This is a genomic window from Halobacillus rhizosphaerae, assembly GCF_046719735.1.
In the GTDB taxonomy this organism is placed as follows: Bacteria; Bacillota; Bacilli; order Bacillales; family Halobacillaceae; genus Halobacillus_B; species Halobacillus_B rhizosphaerae.
The window spans coordinates 31,715-45,554 of record NZ_JAUTWQ010000017.1 but is presented as its reverse complement, the minus strand read 5'-3'; the positions used below and the strand labels follow the sequence as shown (position 1 = coordinate 45,554).

General features: G+C 44.4%; 14 protein-coding genes. 8 read left to right on the top strand and 6 right to left on the bottom strand.

Annotated elements, in window-relative coordinates; genetic code table 11:
• Positions 1-364: 364 nt before the first annotated feature.
• From Q7A53_RS16590 to Q7A53_RS16575, 4 genes are all read right to left on the bottom strand, one after another.
• Complete coding sequence (locus tag Q7A53_RS16590; protein ID WP_411790306.1) at positions 365-550, bottom strand: FeoB-associated Cys-rich membrane protein; 186 nt, start codon at positions 548-550, stop codon at positions 365-367.
• A gap of 11 nt (positions 551-561) precedes the next feature.
• Positions 562-2,556 carry a ferrous iron transport protein B gene (gene feoB / locus Q7A53_RS16585; RefSeq protein ID WP_411790305.1) on the bottom strand — a complete coding sequence of 665 codons (1,995 nt, stop codon included), beginning with the start codon at positions 2,554-2,556 and terminating at the stop codon, positions 562-564.
• On the bottom strand, positions 2,556-2,783 hold the full coding sequence (locus Q7A53_RS16580; protein WP_411790304.1) for a FeoA family protein: 228 nt from the start codon (positions 2,781-2,783) through the stop codon (positions 2,556-2,558). Before Q7A53_RS16580 ends, feoB begins: the two co-directional genes overlap by 1 nt.
• Before the next feature lie 317 nt (positions 2,784-3,100).
• Complete coding sequence (locus Q7A53_RS16575; RefSeq protein ID WP_411790303.1) at positions 3,101-4,300, bottom strand: macrolide family glycosyltransferase; 1,200 nt, start codon at positions 4,298-4,300, stop codon at positions 3,101-3,103.
• A 330-nt stretch (positions 4,301-4,630) separates the two neighbouring features.
• On the opposite strand from Q7A53_RS16575, the gene Q7A53_RS16570 reads away from it, so the two are divergent.
• A complete protein-coding gene (locus Q7A53_RS16570) occupies positions 4,631-5,086 on the top strand; it encodes a GNAT family N-acetyltransferase (RefSeq protein WP_411790302.1) in 456 nt (151 codons plus the stop codon).
• A gap of 77 nt (positions 5,087-5,163) precedes the next feature.
• On the opposite strand, the gene Q7A53_RS16565 is transcribed toward Q7A53_RS16570, so the two are convergent.
• Complete coding sequence (locus tag Q7A53_RS16565; RefSeq protein ID WP_411790301.1) at positions 5,164-5,766, bottom strand: LysM peptidoglycan-binding domain-containing protein; 603 nt, start codon at positions 5,764-5,766, stop codon at positions 5,164-5,166.
• A 145-nt stretch (positions 5,767-5,911) separates the two neighbouring features.
• On the opposite strand from Q7A53_RS16565, the gene Q7A53_RS16560 reads away from it, so the two are divergent.
• Both Q7A53_RS16560 and Q7A53_RS16555 read left to right on the top strand, forming a co-directional pair.
• Positions 5,912-6,421: an O-acetyl-ADP-ribose deacetylase gene (locus Q7A53_RS16560; protein WP_411790300.1), complete on the top strand. Its 510-nt coding sequence runs from the start codon at positions 5,912-5,914 to the stop codon at positions 6,419-6,421.
• A 75-nt stretch (positions 6,422-6,496) separates the two neighbouring features.
• A complete protein-coding gene (locus Q7A53_RS16555) occupies positions 6,497-6,712 on the top strand; it encodes a hypothetical protein (RefSeq protein ID WP_411790299.1) in 216 nt (71 codons plus the stop codon).
• Here Q7A53_RS16555 and Q7A53_RS16550 read toward each other — a convergent pair.
• Complete coding sequence (locus Q7A53_RS16550) at positions 6,709-7,773, bottom strand: DmpA family aminopeptidase (RefSeq protein WP_411790308.1); 1,065 nt, start codon at positions 7,771-7,773, stop codon at positions 6,709-6,711. The genes Q7A53_RS16555 and Q7A53_RS16550 overlap by 4 nt on opposite strands.
• Positions 7,774-7,911: 138 nt before the next feature.
• Here Q7A53_RS16550 and Q7A53_RS16545 point away from each other — a divergent pair, with 138 nt between their 5' ends.
• The 5 genes from Q7A53_RS16545 (at position 7,912) to pdxA (ending at position 13,825) form a co-directional block, all read left to right on the top strand.
• The gene (locus Q7A53_RS16545) at positions 7,912-8,355 is read left to right on the top strand and encodes a hypothetical protein (RefSeq protein ID WP_411790298.1); all 444 of its coding nucleotides are present in this window, start codon (positions 7,912-7,914) and stop codon (positions 8,353-8,355) included.
• Between the two features lie 197 nt (positions 8,356-8,552).
• A complete protein-coding gene (locus tag Q7A53_RS16540; protein WP_411790297.1) occupies positions 8,553-10,301 on the top strand; it encodes a sigma-54-dependent transcriptional regulator in 1,749 nt (582 codons plus the stop codon).
• A 193-nt stretch (positions 10,302-10,494) separates the two neighbouring features.
• Positions 10,495-11,499 (top strand): 2-keto-3-deoxygluconate permease, encoded by a 1,005-nt coding sequence (locus tag Q7A53_RS16535; RefSeq protein ID WP_411790296.1) that lies wholly within the window; start codon positions 10,495-10,497, stop codon positions 11,497-11,499.
• A gap of 27 nt (positions 11,500-11,526) precedes the next feature.
• The gene (locus Q7A53_RS16530; protein WP_411790295.1) at positions 11,527-12,861 is read left to right on the top strand and encodes a four-carbon acid sugar kinase family protein; all 1,335 of its coding nucleotides are present in this window, start codon (positions 11,527-11,529) and stop codon (positions 12,859-12,861) included.
• Positions 12,824-13,825: a 4-hydroxythreonine-4-phosphate dehydrogenase PdxA gene (gene pdxA / locus Q7A53_RS16525; protein WP_411790294.1), complete on the top strand. Its 1,002-nt coding sequence runs from the start codon at positions 12,824-12,826 to the stop codon at positions 13,823-13,825. The genes Q7A53_RS16530 and pdxA overlap by 38 nt, the downstream gene beginning before the upstream one ends.
• The last annotated feature ends 15 nt before the right edge of the window (positions 13,826-13,840 follow it).

The window sequence follows — 13,840 nt, the reverse complement described above, 5'->3', positions numbered from 1 at the left end:
CAATTTAAAGACATAGAGACAAAGGAACTATGGATGACCGCTCCGGAACTACACTCCGCTTTTCGCGGTCGGCTGGTTTGCCTCCTCGTGCTACGCACTCCGGGGTCAAACCTATGCCTTCCTCCCGCAGAAGTCTCCGTGTATTTCCTATGCTGGAGTATTTTCTTCCAATATTCTTAGTCGGTGATGGTCAGGAGAAAAAATGAAAAACAAAAGTATTTTTTCTGTGGAAACGGCCATCCAACCTACTTCAAGAAGGACAAAAAATCCGAAAGATGAAGAAGAATGTCCTTAACAATTCCTCATCTTTCGGATTCAATAATAGGTAAATGGCTTTTATCTTAGCCACTTTTTTTATATTAAATTATTTACTAGATTGATTGAGAATATCTTTCCGTTCCGCCTGAGTAACAACAGAACAGCCTGAGTCACATGATTCCTTCAAGGCACAAGTGCCGCATTTACCTTGACGGCTCTTCTTGAAAAAGGAAATCACCATCCATACAGCATATCCGAAGATGAGCAGTCCTAATATAATGCTCCAAATCACAAGAAACCCTCCTAGGTTAGAAAGAATTGACCCGCTTTATAAACGCCCAGTGCTACTGCGTACGCCACTACAAATGAATACACGAGAGAAAACAGGGTCAGCTTCGTGCTGCCTGTTTCTTTTTTCATAATCGCAACGGTCGACAGGCAGGGGGTGTACAACAGCACAAACACGAGGAACGTGTATGCCGTTAAGGGTGTATAGAATTGCGGCAGAAGGTTAGCCATCGTTTCACCTGCAGGAACATGGTAAAGAATGTTCATCGTAGAGACGACGACCTCTTTCGCAAGGAAACCGGTGATTAAAGCTGACACGGCCTGCCACGACGCGAATCCGAGAGGTGCGAATATCGGCGCAAAGACCCCGCTGACAATGGCCATAAAGCTGTCATCAATCGGTACGTTAGCTCCATGAGGTCCAAGGTAGGAAAACAGCCAGATAAACACGGTTCCGCCAAAAATAAAGGTTCCTGCTTTTTTCACAAATCCTTTTCCTTTATCCCAAGTGCTTCTGAGCAGCTGGCCAAACTGCGGCACGTTATAAGGGGGAAGCTCCATTACAAAATAGGACTTCTCATTTTTAAGAAATAAAGAAAAGACCTTTGCAACTAAAATCGCCACCACAATGCCGAGTGTATACAGGGATAAAACAATGACGGCCTGGTATTTTTCAAAGAAGGCAGCGACGAATAAAGCATACACCGAAAGCCTCGCAGAGCAGGACATAAACGGTGAAATCAGAATTGTCAGCAGCCGTTCTTTCGGCTGTTCAATTGTTCGGGCTGCCATGATCGAAGGCACATTACAGCCGAACCCAATGACGAGCGGAATAAAGGCCTTTCCGTTCAGCCCGATGAATTCCATCAGCCTGTCCATAACAATCGCTACCCGGGCCATATAACCTGAATCCTCGAGCAGAGAAATGAAGAAGAACAGGATAAAAATCTGAGGCACAAACACGAGCACCCCGCCAACGCCGGCGATAATCCCGTTTAAAACGACCGCTTGAATAAACGGCACGGCATTCATTTGATCGAGCACGTACTGAGCGCCTGTCGTAAGCGGACCTGAGAAAAACGCATCGAGCGCATCTGAGATCGGTGTTCCCAGCCATCCAAAGGTTAATTGAAAGACAACTAACAGGACGCCAAGGAAAAAAGGAATCCCGAAAACAGGGTGGACCGCAATATGATCGATCCAGCTCGTCAGCGAAAGCTCTTTCCGTTTTCCTTCTGTTTCGGTTACCTGCGCAACGACATCGCCAATGAAGGCGGTTTTCCTTAAATGAATTTCTTCATCAAGGGTATACCCTTTGGCTTCGCGGATCTCGGTTTCTATCTCTTGTTTTACTGTTTTTAGCGAAGGGAAGGATTGATCGAGTGTGTGTTGAATGATTTCATTGTTCAGTAAGTACTGAACCGCCACCCAGCGCTTTTTCTCATTGTCATGTTCTCCGAGCTCTATTAACACCTTAGAAATGGCCGCTTCAATCTCTGGACCGTAGTCAATTTTGAAAGAGGCAGCCGTTTCGAGCGGTTCATCTTTAAAGAGCCTTACAATCTCGTCACAGCCTTTTCCTTTGCGCGCCACCGTGGAGTAACTCTTGACCCCAAGCAGTTCACCCAGCCGTTCGACGTTGATCGTAATGCCCCGTTTATTCGCCAGATCCACCATATTGAGCACGATGACCAGCGGAAGATTGGTTTCCAGCAGCTCCACCGTCAAATAAAGGCTCCGCTCCAGCTGATTGGCATTGACTATGTTTAAAATCTGATCGGCATCTTCATTTAATAAGGCCATCGAAGCCACCCGCTCGTCATCCGATAGCGGATTTAACGAATACACACCAGGAAGGTCGATTAAGGAATGAGACGAGTCTTTGATTTGCCCGACCTTTTTATCAACCGTAACGCCGCTCCAGTTCCCGACATATTCGTAAGCTCCGGTAATCTGATTGAACAAGGAAGTCTTGCCGGTATTCGGGTTGCCAAAAAGAGCCGTATCCATTACAGCCTGGCTCCTTTAATGCAGTACGTATCTTTTCTGCGGATGCCGAGCCTCTGACCCGAGCATTCGAGAAGACAGGGACCGCCTAAAGGACAGTATCTCAGCACCTTGACTTCTTTCCCTTCATAGACGCCCATATCTTTCAGCCGCCGCTTCACAAAAGGCTGAAGCTCAGTTAAATCCTGTATTTGAAATGATTCATGTCTTTGAATTTGATTTAGATTCATGATCGTTCACCTCTGCGATATTGATACTCATTATCAATTAAAGTTTAATGGAATTAGGCAGAATAGTAAAGGAAATAAAGGAATTTAAATGGTTTTTATCAGCAGGTGTGCACCTCAGGCATGGAGCACTCTAAAAAAAAGCTTGCAGTGCACCTCGTTGGTGCGCTGCAAACTTTTTGATGTGAGGGATTTATCAACGAAAATCATGGGATATCAATGAAATTCGAGAAGATATCAACGGAAAACAGGATATATCAATCAACCCCAGCATATATCAACGAAAAGCCATCATTTATCAACAAACGCAGCCGGCACCCCTACTGAATCTGCTGCTGGCGTTTAAAGCGGAGCACTTCTTCCACCGCTTTCTTATAGCCGCCAGCATTTTTCAACGAGTCCCCGACTTTCCGGCTGTTTTCTGCAAAGGCAGAATGGGATAAGATATGGTCGGCTGCTTCATTTAGTTTCGCAGCATTCACCTCATCCTGATCCACGTGAATCCCAGCCTCCAGCTCTTCAATTCGTTCAGCAATGATCGGCTGATCACCGCCGGCGGGGATAACGATCATTGGAACACCAAAGTACAATCCTTCACTGGAGCTGTTCATACCGCCGTGAGTAATAAAAACGTCCGCATGCTGCAACACGTCTAATTGCGGCACGTAATTATAGACGTCGACGTTGTCCGGGATCTCTTCAAATTGACGGATATCTGTTTTCTTGCCAACAGACATTAGAACCATAGCGTTGCTATCCTTAAATGCTTCAAAGCATTTCTGGTAAAACTCCGGCTGATCATTAAAGACCGTTCCCATCGAAATATAAATCAGCGGCTGGTCAGGAAGGTCTTCAAACGAAAAGCTCTCCACATCCTTGCGCTCCTTCAAGGAAGGTCCGACAAAGGTATAGGACTCATCGAATTCTTCTGCAAAAGGCTGATAAAGCTCAGAAGTATAAACGAGGGTGAGCTCTCCAGGCTGATTCATGACGTCAGGAAAACTGTTCACAGAAAATTGATACCGCTCCTGCCATTTTTTTAGAATCTGCGTGAGTTCATCGTCCTCAGGGATCTCCAACTGCATATTTTCGCGATTTTTCATGAATTCTTCCATCACCTTTTTATTTAAAGCGAAGGTGGTGCAGGAGGAGATCGCCGGAATCTGCAGCTGTTCGGCGATTATTTTCCCGGCCGCAAAGTTATTATCATAGATCACATAGTCATAGTCTTCGGCTTGAACAACAGGCAGCACCTCGTCGATGACCTGATCCATCCCTTTAACGAGCTTCTTTACCATTTCCTGAGGGTTAAAGTCTTTGCGATCCTTCTCTGAAATCGAACCCGGCAGAAAATTTTCATAGGGACGAAATTCTGCTCCTGTTTTTTCGATTTTCGTGCGATAATCTTCAATACAATAGTAGACCACTTGCTCTCCGCGCTCGATCAATTCTTCAATCAGAGCGATGGTCGGATTAATGTGGCCTTCTCCTGGAAAATTAAATACTAAAACATTTGCCATCTTCGTCCACTCTCCTTAACGGCTTACTCATCGTTTTTGATAACATTCATGTTCAATCATTGATTTTATAAACCCTTTCAGATTGCTGAATAGTGGTTTTGTTGTTCTAATAGAATAAAAGGGTTCCATCAAAGGATCCGCAGCATCGACTGCTGAGGATTTTGATTAGTGAAGCGTATCATTCCTATGAAAAAGCAGTAAAGAAAAGTGGGGGCAGGAAGGGAAAGTTGATTCCTTTGTCATGCTTATGAAGCGGGAAACTAGCATAATCGTCATAGAAGTGTAAATGGAATTCCTTGCACTAGTGAACAATAACAGGAAGGATGAATGATGATGAATAAAATTATGGAAGCATCGGTAGGAGATGCCTCAGAAATACTGGCGATCCAAAAAGCTGCCTACCTGAGCGAAGCTGAACTCTACAATGACTATACGATCCAGCCGCTTCACCAACAGGTCCATGATGTGGAAAAAGAATTCGATGACCGCTTAATTTTAAAATATGTAGAGAACGGAAATATCCTGGGTTCTATCAGAGCTTTCGTGGAGGGAGATACTTGTCATATTCAGAAGTTAATGGTCGACCCTCAAGCCCAAAATAAAGGGATTGGACGAGCACTAATGGAAGAGATTGAACAGAGGTTTTCCGACTATCGATTCGAACTGTTTACCGGCAGTAAGAGTACGAAGAATATCTCTTTTTACGAAAAGCTCGGTTTTACAGGCTATAAAACGGAAAAAATACCGAGAGAAGAAACCGTATTTTTATTTATGAAGAAAGAATGATAAAACAAAGACGCTCCCCAGGTTCTGCTGGAGGAGCGTCTTTTTCTATCTATGGGATGTCTCTCGTTCCTTTGTATTTAAGCATATTTGGTAATTCCGCCGGTCTCTGGGTTAACTAAATACCAGCCAGCTATTTCTGAATGGTGATGGCCTGTTTCGTATACATGAATCAAATATTGAGCTTCGGCGATCGTATCATATTCTACACGAACCTCAGGCTCCCGGGTTAATCCTAAATGATCCCGAACCCGTTGTTCAGCGTCCCTCTTGCTGATCGACCATTCTCTTAAGCTAGCACCGCTTATTTTTATTTTTGTTCCTGTGTGCAGGTGCTTAGGCTCGACACTGGGGTTTAATTCATAAAGATCTTCAATCGAAACATTCGCATATTGCCTGGCAATTCCATAGAACGTATCGCCTGGCTTAATCGTATGATAGCTTTCATCGGGGCGGTTTTCGGTGATTTTCACTTCAGCACCCACCTCTAAGTGACGCGGGCTCACGTCAGGATTCAGCGAGGATAATTGATTTATAGATAGATGTCCGTAAAGCTGTGAAATACTCCAAAGCGTATCATCCGGCTTGACGGTGACGGTTTGATTTCCCTTAGCGGAAACCTGACCGGACCCCAAAGCGATTCCTATTGCCGCTGCTGCAGCATACTTGGCGGCTTGTTTCATTTTAGCCCCTCCATTTAAAATGGCTTACCTTTTTTATATACCGTTTTCCAGGTTTTTCTAAACTAATAGGTGAGGGGACAACTGGGAATCTATGGATTTTTGCGTTACGATAAAAGGTAGAAAATCTTACGGAGGAGCGTCCGATATGAACAAGAACTTGGAAGTCATTCAAGCCGATATTACGAAGCTGGAAGTCGATGCGGTCGTGAATGCGGCCAATCGTCAATTGAAAGGCGGTGGGGGCGTAGACGGAGCGATCCATCGTGCCGGTGGTCCTGAGATTATGGAGGAATGCCGGAAAATAGGCAGCTGTGAAACCGGTCAGGCTGTGATCACAACTGCTGGCGACCTTCCTGCCGAGCGAGTGATTCATACCGTGGGTCCCGTATGGAACGGCGGGAATAAAAATGAAGCCGACCTGCTGGCCGGTTGTTATCTTCATTCCTTAGAACTTGCCACAGAGCATGGGTTACGAACCATCGCTTTTCCAAACATCAGCACAGGCGTTTATGGATTTCCAAAAGAGAAAGCCGCCGATATTGCTATTAAAGTAGTAAATGAATATCTGCAGCAGAATAAAAACATGGAGAAGGTTTACTTTGTCTGCTTTGATGAAGAAAATAAGCAGCTTTACGAAAAGCGTTTATCACTCTAATGTCTTTTTTTATCTGGAGGGAAGAACATTAAGAATAGAAGGTTTTATTCATATGTAGCAAGCGGGTCCATAGGCATGATTCTGATCGCGCTTGCCGTGTTAAGGTATCTGCTTATTGCTGATGACTTGAAAGGGTACGCGATGACGGCCATTGGTTTTATTATGGTAAGCAGTTACCTCTATTTCTTAGAAGCACAATCTGGTTTATCTAAACGATTTATTACGATGAAGTCATTTGCAACAGGGGCCTTATTCGTCGTCATTTCAGCGGTGTTCTTTATGAACCATTAATGAAAGGAAAGCTCAAATTTTTCTAGCAAATCCTTTAGCGCAGGTCGTTCATGCCCGTTTCTTCCTTTTACAGGGGAAGCGGTTATTAAAGAATTCAGCACAGCTTCTTCAACTGCCTCGCCGATCGCCCGAAAGGCAAGATCCATGTCTTCCTCATGAATCATGTTCAGATTTAGACATTCAGCAGGTTTTTCGTGCGGGATTTTGGTGGCTGTGGAAAACCCGAGGACGATTTCCCCGCTTCCCGTCGTCATGATCGAACCTGTCCGCGAAAGCCCTGTGCTGGCCCGTTTAAGAATACGGTTTAGCTGACGCTCTGACACCGGCAGGTCGGTCGCGGCAATGACCATGATGGAGCCTTGATCTTTTTCTTCCCTGGTTTCCAGAAGAGCGGCTTTCAGTTCCTGTCCGAGTGGTTGTCCGTTGACTGTTAAATCGCTGAGAATTCCGAAGTTAGATACCACGAGTACGCCCATCGTGTATTCGCCGTGCTCCAGCGTCAATTTACGGGAAGAGGTGCCAATTCCTCCTTTCAGCGAATAGCACAGCATCCCTGTGCCGGCGCCGACAGTTCCCTCCTTAAATTCAGAACCAGCTGAATCCAGGGCATGAAAAATGTCTTGTTCCTGGACGAATTGCGCTCGCACATCGTTGAGAAACATATCGTTGCATTCGCCGACCACGGGGTTCACCGTCCCTGTTGTGCGGCCGATTTCTGGATTTTGGAGCATCGTGTGTTTCATAAGGGCCTGGGCAGCGGTCCCGGCATTTAACGTATTCGTTAATACAATCGGCGTTTCCAAGGTGCCCAGCTCATTGATCTGGATCGTTCCAAGCGTCTTTCCGAATCCATTAATGACATGACTGGAAGCGATCAATTTTTCTTTAAAAACATTGCCTTGATGAGGAATGACTGCGGTGACTCCCGTTTGCTGATCGCCGTCACTCAGGGTTGTATGGCCGACGGTTACGCCCGACACGTCAGAAATCGCGTTCCATTTCCCTGCTTCAAGCTTCCCGATCTTAACACCGTAGTCCCGGATCCGTTTTTGTCCTAACATCAAGATCACCTTCCCCGTTTGGAAATAAGTATGCTCTTAGTCTATCACGGTCAGGCGAATCCCTGAAAAATTGAAACGATTATTTTAGTCGTTCGTAATAGGAGTAGAAGTACTTTTTACATAGAGGATGTGAGAAAAATGAAGGAAGAGACGTTATTCAAAATAAGAAAAGTCCTCATTCGAGTCGGTGTGGGCTTATTATCGCTATTGTTGGCTTACCTCGTTGTTTATAAGTTCTCTTATCTTCCTGAGGGGTATAAAGTCATCTCAAAAGGAAAATCAGAGGCGGTCCTGTCCACGTATTCTTTATGGGGTAAGGAAGATCAATCGATCCACTATGTTCCTAAGGAAAAAGATAGCGAGTGGGAAGTACACTATTTATCTGAACTTGTTCACCAGTTAAAGGACGTTTATCTCCTCTTTTTCTCTATGTTTTTTCTATTTATCTTTTTCTTACTATATGAAATAAAAAGAGCCAAGCCGCTGATTTTAATTATTTGGGCAAAGGGCACAAGTATTAGTGTACTCGTTGCTGTTATACCTATTGCCCGGCTGCTTGCGAAGATTCATGATCTGCTTTGAGTTTGAGGGTGCGAAGGATTTTTGGGTTTTTGCCGGATAAATTAAAATTTCCATAGAAAAGGTGCAGCTGTTAAAGGCTGTACCTTTTTTAAGAAATATGCTTCCTCAAGCAAATATCCTTCAAGCTCAGTCTTGCTTCCTGTTACATAGTGTGAAAAAATAAAGGTGTTTAAATATGCAACAAATGAGGGAGCAAAATGATAAAAACCTTATTAATTTCGCCCTATCAAGGGCTGGCAGAAATCGCTAAGAACTATCGGAACTATGATCCCGACTTACAACTTGATATAAAGATAGGAAATCTGGAAGAAGGAGTTCGAATTGCTAAGCAGGCTGAAGCTGAAGGGTATGACATGATCATCAGCCGGGGTGGAACGGCAAGTTTAATTGAAGAACAGGTGAAATTGCCTGTGGTTGATATCAAGATCAGCGGCTACGATATGCTGAGAATTTTCACTTTACTTAAAGGAACCCAGGGGAAGGCTGCGCTGGTGGGTTTCCCGAATATTTCCCGGGGCGCGTCAACCATCTGCAGTATTTTAGATATGGACGTAAAGACCATTACGATTGAGAGTGGAGCGGAAGTAGCCGATCTTCTTACGGAATTGAAAAGTAACCATTATTCCGTCGTGATTGGCGATGTAGTGACCGTGCAGCAGGCGGAAAGGATTGGCTTGCAAGGAATCCTGATCACTTCGGGAAAAGAAGCGGTGATGGAATCCTTTGAGGAGGCGAAACGTCTCTATCACTTGCTGCAAAGAGTTCAGGCACAGGCGGCAGTTTCTTCCGAAGTCATTGAATCTTTCCCTCAGCCTATGACTATTGTTGATTTAGACGGCCAGCTGTTATTAAATAACGAATCCTTTAGACAGGAACTGGACGAGGAGATTCTGCATACCACTGATTTTCAAGACTTGGTTGGCCAAATGAAATCGGATCATACAGACATGTGGAAAAAAATAAGCTATCACGAAAAAAATTACCACATCTATGGATATTCCCTTAACCTGGAGGAAAAGAAGCTGAATTTCATTTTTCAGCAGGAACGATTAAAAGCCGATGATGGATTCGAAATTCTGACCGATCTTTCTTATATTCCGATTTCCGGTGATAGCCAGATCGCGCAGAACATAAGAGAAAATATTCCTCTCTATGCAGAGATGGATTCACCTTTATGGATTGAAGGAGAACAAGGGACTGGAAGAATGATGTTTGCTTGCAACCTTCATTTTGAAGCTTTCGGGCACCGCGCCCCGCTGCTGTCTTTTGACCTTTCCAAAATTACCATCTCCGAATTGGAGCACCTTTTTTCTAGTGGTATCCGTCAAATTCCTAAAGAAGGCACCATAGTGCTGCACCATATTCACCAGATTTCAAGGGAGGACCAAATCAGGTTGAAAAAAATGATTGCTAGTCTGGTCCCTGATTTTAAAGTCATGATCATTTCGCATGAAAAAATCGCTGATCTGGTAAAAGAAGGACAAGTCGCCCACGAAATCTACTATACGATGCCGAACGCGATTATTTATTTACCTCCGCTGAGAAATCGAAAAGAGGATATAAAGAATCTTGTCCAGGCCTTTATTACTCAGAATCATATGAAGTACGGGTACGAAACGGTCGGTTTGCGAGAGGAAGCCATTCAGCCCTTATTAACGTATACGTGGCCGGGGAATATCGATGAATTGAAACAGATGGTCGAGAAGCTGGTGCTTACCAGTCCCCATTCCTATATTGAACGTGCAGATGTTGAGAAGGTGATGGAGGCTTTTGAAGCGGAAGACTCCTATACTCCAGAAGATTTTGTGAAAGTGGAAGGCACCCTGAAGGATATGGAAATTAAGATCATTAACAAAGTGATGCAACAGGAGCAGCACAATCAGTCTCGAGTGGCAAAAAGATTAGGAATGAATCGAACGACGCTATGGCGCAAACTTAACTCTTAAGTTTGCGTCTTTTTGTTGCAAAATTAAACATAATATATATTTTTTCTGGAATTTACATCTTTTTCTTTGGTTTTTAACAATTGAACTGTTGCAAAAATGAATTGTAAGCGTTATTATTGTTTTATGAAATCGCTTTAATTCAGTTATATTGTTTAATTATGTAACAGTTATGTTAAAATGAGGAGGAGAAAAGATGAAAATTAAAGCAACCCTAGAAAGAATTCCTGGCGGTATGATGGTGGTCCCTCTCTTACTAGCAGCTATATTAAACACAGTGGCACCAGATCTTTTGCGAATTGGTAACTTCACGCAGGCGCTATTTGTAGATGGTGCCGGGACTCTGATTGCCTTATTCCTATTATGTACAGGTGCCCAAATTAACTTAAAAACGGTTGGGGTCAGCCTGGGGAAAGGTGCTACTCTGCTCACAGTTAAATGGGTCGTAGGGGCAGCGTTTGGTTTACTTGCGTATCTTCTTGCCGGAGAGAACGGACTTTGGATCGGGCTTGCTCCGATCGCGATTGTCGCGGCAATGACGAATAGTAACGGTGGATTATACATTGCGATTGTAGGACAGTACGGAAACAAAACGGACCGAGCCGCTTATTCCTTGCTCGCCTTGAATGATGGTCCTTTCTTTACGATGGTGGCGCTATCGATCTTTGGTGCCATGGGCTTTGTGGATGGTCTGTTTTCAATCACTTCCTTTATTGCCGTGTTACTTCCAATTGTGGTAGGGATGGTACTTGGGAATCTGGATGATGAAATGAGAGAGTTTCTCGATCAAGGCAGCTCTATGCTTATTCCTTTCTTTGCATTTGCGCTGGGTATGGGAATCGATTTTGGCAAAATTATTGAAGGCGGTCTCGGTGGAGTTGTACTTGGTGTTGCGACGACCTTGATTACAGGAACGGCTGGATACTTTGTATTTAAAGCATTTAAATGGAATCCAATTGCCGGAGCGGCAGAGGGTTCTACTGCGGGCAATGCCGTGGCCACGCCTGCTGCCATTGCTGCAGCTAATGCAAGTTTTGCGAGTGTGACTGAATTAGCAACGGTCCAGGTTGCGGCATCTACCGTAACTACGGCCATTCTCTTGCCTATCTATATTGGTTTCCTGGTGAAACGATTAGAACGTAAAGGGGTGCAGCTTCCTGAAGATTATTCAGAGGAGCCAAAAGGGAAAGAAACAGCCTAGAAGGGTTTAAGGAAGTGGGGAGTATAGATGAATTTACGCTTTGGAATCATAGCGGATGATTTAACGGGTGCCAATGACAGCGGCATTCAATTAAAAGAAAAAGGGTTAGCCACGTCGGTGTACTTTGAAGTTCCCGAGGATTCAGGAGAGCTAGAAGAAGCGATCGTTATCGACACAGATTCACGGGCGCTAACTCGGAGTGAAGCCTATGACGCTACTAAATCAGCCGCACAATTTTTATATCAAAAGGGCTATCATACGATTTATAAAAAAATGGATTCGACGATCAGAGGACATATTGGGGAGGAGTTAAAAGCGATTGAGGATGTCATTCACCCCACATTTATTGTCGTAGCCCCTGCTTTTCCTCCTTATGGAAGAACGACAAAAAATGGGGTCCATCTTCTGCATGGTCAGCCTATATCTGAAACCGAAATATCCAAGGATCCAAAGCACCCGGTCACAACGGACCATCTTCCTACCCTGATAAAAGATGAAACGGGTAGAGAGGCAGCATTGATCACAGAAGAAATATTACATGCAGACCATGAACAATGGCTGGAATATTTAGATGATCTTAAAAGTAAAGGAGTTAAATATCTCGTTGCGGATGCTGCAAACGAAGAAGATTTAACTGCGATGGCTGAAAGAATGCACGACTATAGCTCTCAAATCGTCTGGGCCGGGTCAGCTGGATTAGCGGAAGTATTACCGAAAGTTTTAGGGATGGAAAGCAGCCCTCAACCTCAAGGGAAACAAAGAGCAGCGGGTCCTGTGTTAACGGTTTGCGGGAGTCTTTCCCAAACGACTCAAGCGCAGGTCCAATACGCCTCCAGACAAAAAGGGGTAGAGTCTATCATTGTAGACACGGAAGAGATTTTCACGGACAAATGGCAGAACGCACTCGAAGGATACGTTCAATCGTGCATTGATGCTTTCAACAAGGGACAGGATGCGGTTCTATATGTCCCTTCTACTCAAGAAGTAAGAGAAAGTGTCAAGAAGCGGGCTGCTGACTTAGGACTAGATTCATTAGCCGTTGGTAAAAGAGTGTCTCAAGCACTCGGCGCTGTAACTAAGCAGGTGTTAGAGGAACAAATAAACTTACATTCTCTTGTCTTAACGGGTGGAGATACCGCGAAGGACGTAGCTAAGTGTCTCGGGGCAACAGGGTTTAAATTAAACTATCAGCTCGAAGCTGGAATTCCGGCAGGGGAGCTTCTTGGTACAGAAAGATCGATTCAAGTCGTAACGAAAGCTGGAGCATTCGGCACTGAATCTTCCATTTACCAGGCGATGAAGAAATTGAAGGGAGAGCCTAATCATGAGCAAAAAACCGATCATCGGTATCACTATGGGTGATGGAGCCGGCGTAGGTCCGGAGATCATTTTAAAGAGTCTTGAAAGCAGGGAAGTTGTGGAAAACTCGATCCCTGTTGTCATTGGAGACAAGAAGCGGCTAGAAAAAGCGGGGGAGATTCTCCATTCAGCTATTTCTTTTGTAGAGGTGCAGCCTGAGGATGATTTCAACACCCAGCTTCCTGAAAAACAAGTCTACTGTCTTGATCTTAACCTTTTAGACAGCGGCCTTCCATTTGGAGAAGTATCGGCAGAAGCAGGTCACGCAGCTTATGAATATTTGAAAACTGCCATTCAACTCGCTAATCAAGGGAAAATAGATGCGATTTGTACAGCTCCGCTGAATAAAGAAGCGCTGCACAAAGGCGGTCATCTTTATCCCGGACACACAGAAATCTTAGCGGAATTAACGGATACTAGTAATTTCGCGATGATGCTTTCTTCTCCAAAACTTAAAGTCATACATGTGACCACTCATATCGGTTTAAAGGATGCGATCGATCAAATTACTCCTGACCGTGTATACGATGTGGTGAAAATGGCGCATGAAACCTTGAGTCAAGCAGGCATTGACAATCCTAAAATTGCGGTTTGCGGCATTAATCCTCATGCAGGGGAAAACGGACTGTTTGGCTACGGAGAAGAAGAAAAACAAGTAATCCCTGGAGTCGAACGTGCCCGTCAGGAGAATATGGACGTTCAAGGTCCATTGCCGGCGGATACGTTATTTTTCCGAGCGGTGCGCGGCGATTTCGATATTGTCGTAGCGATGTATCACGACCAGGGTCATGGACCAATTAAAGTTCTGGGGTTAGATGCAGGAGTCAATATCACCGTAGGCTTACCAATCATACGGACAAGTGTGGATCATGGCACAGCATTTGATATTGCCGGAAAAGGGATCGCAGATGAGAAAAGTATGCTGGAAGCCTTAAGACAGGCCATAGAACTTTCTCCCACAAAATGATAGAAAATGAATGAG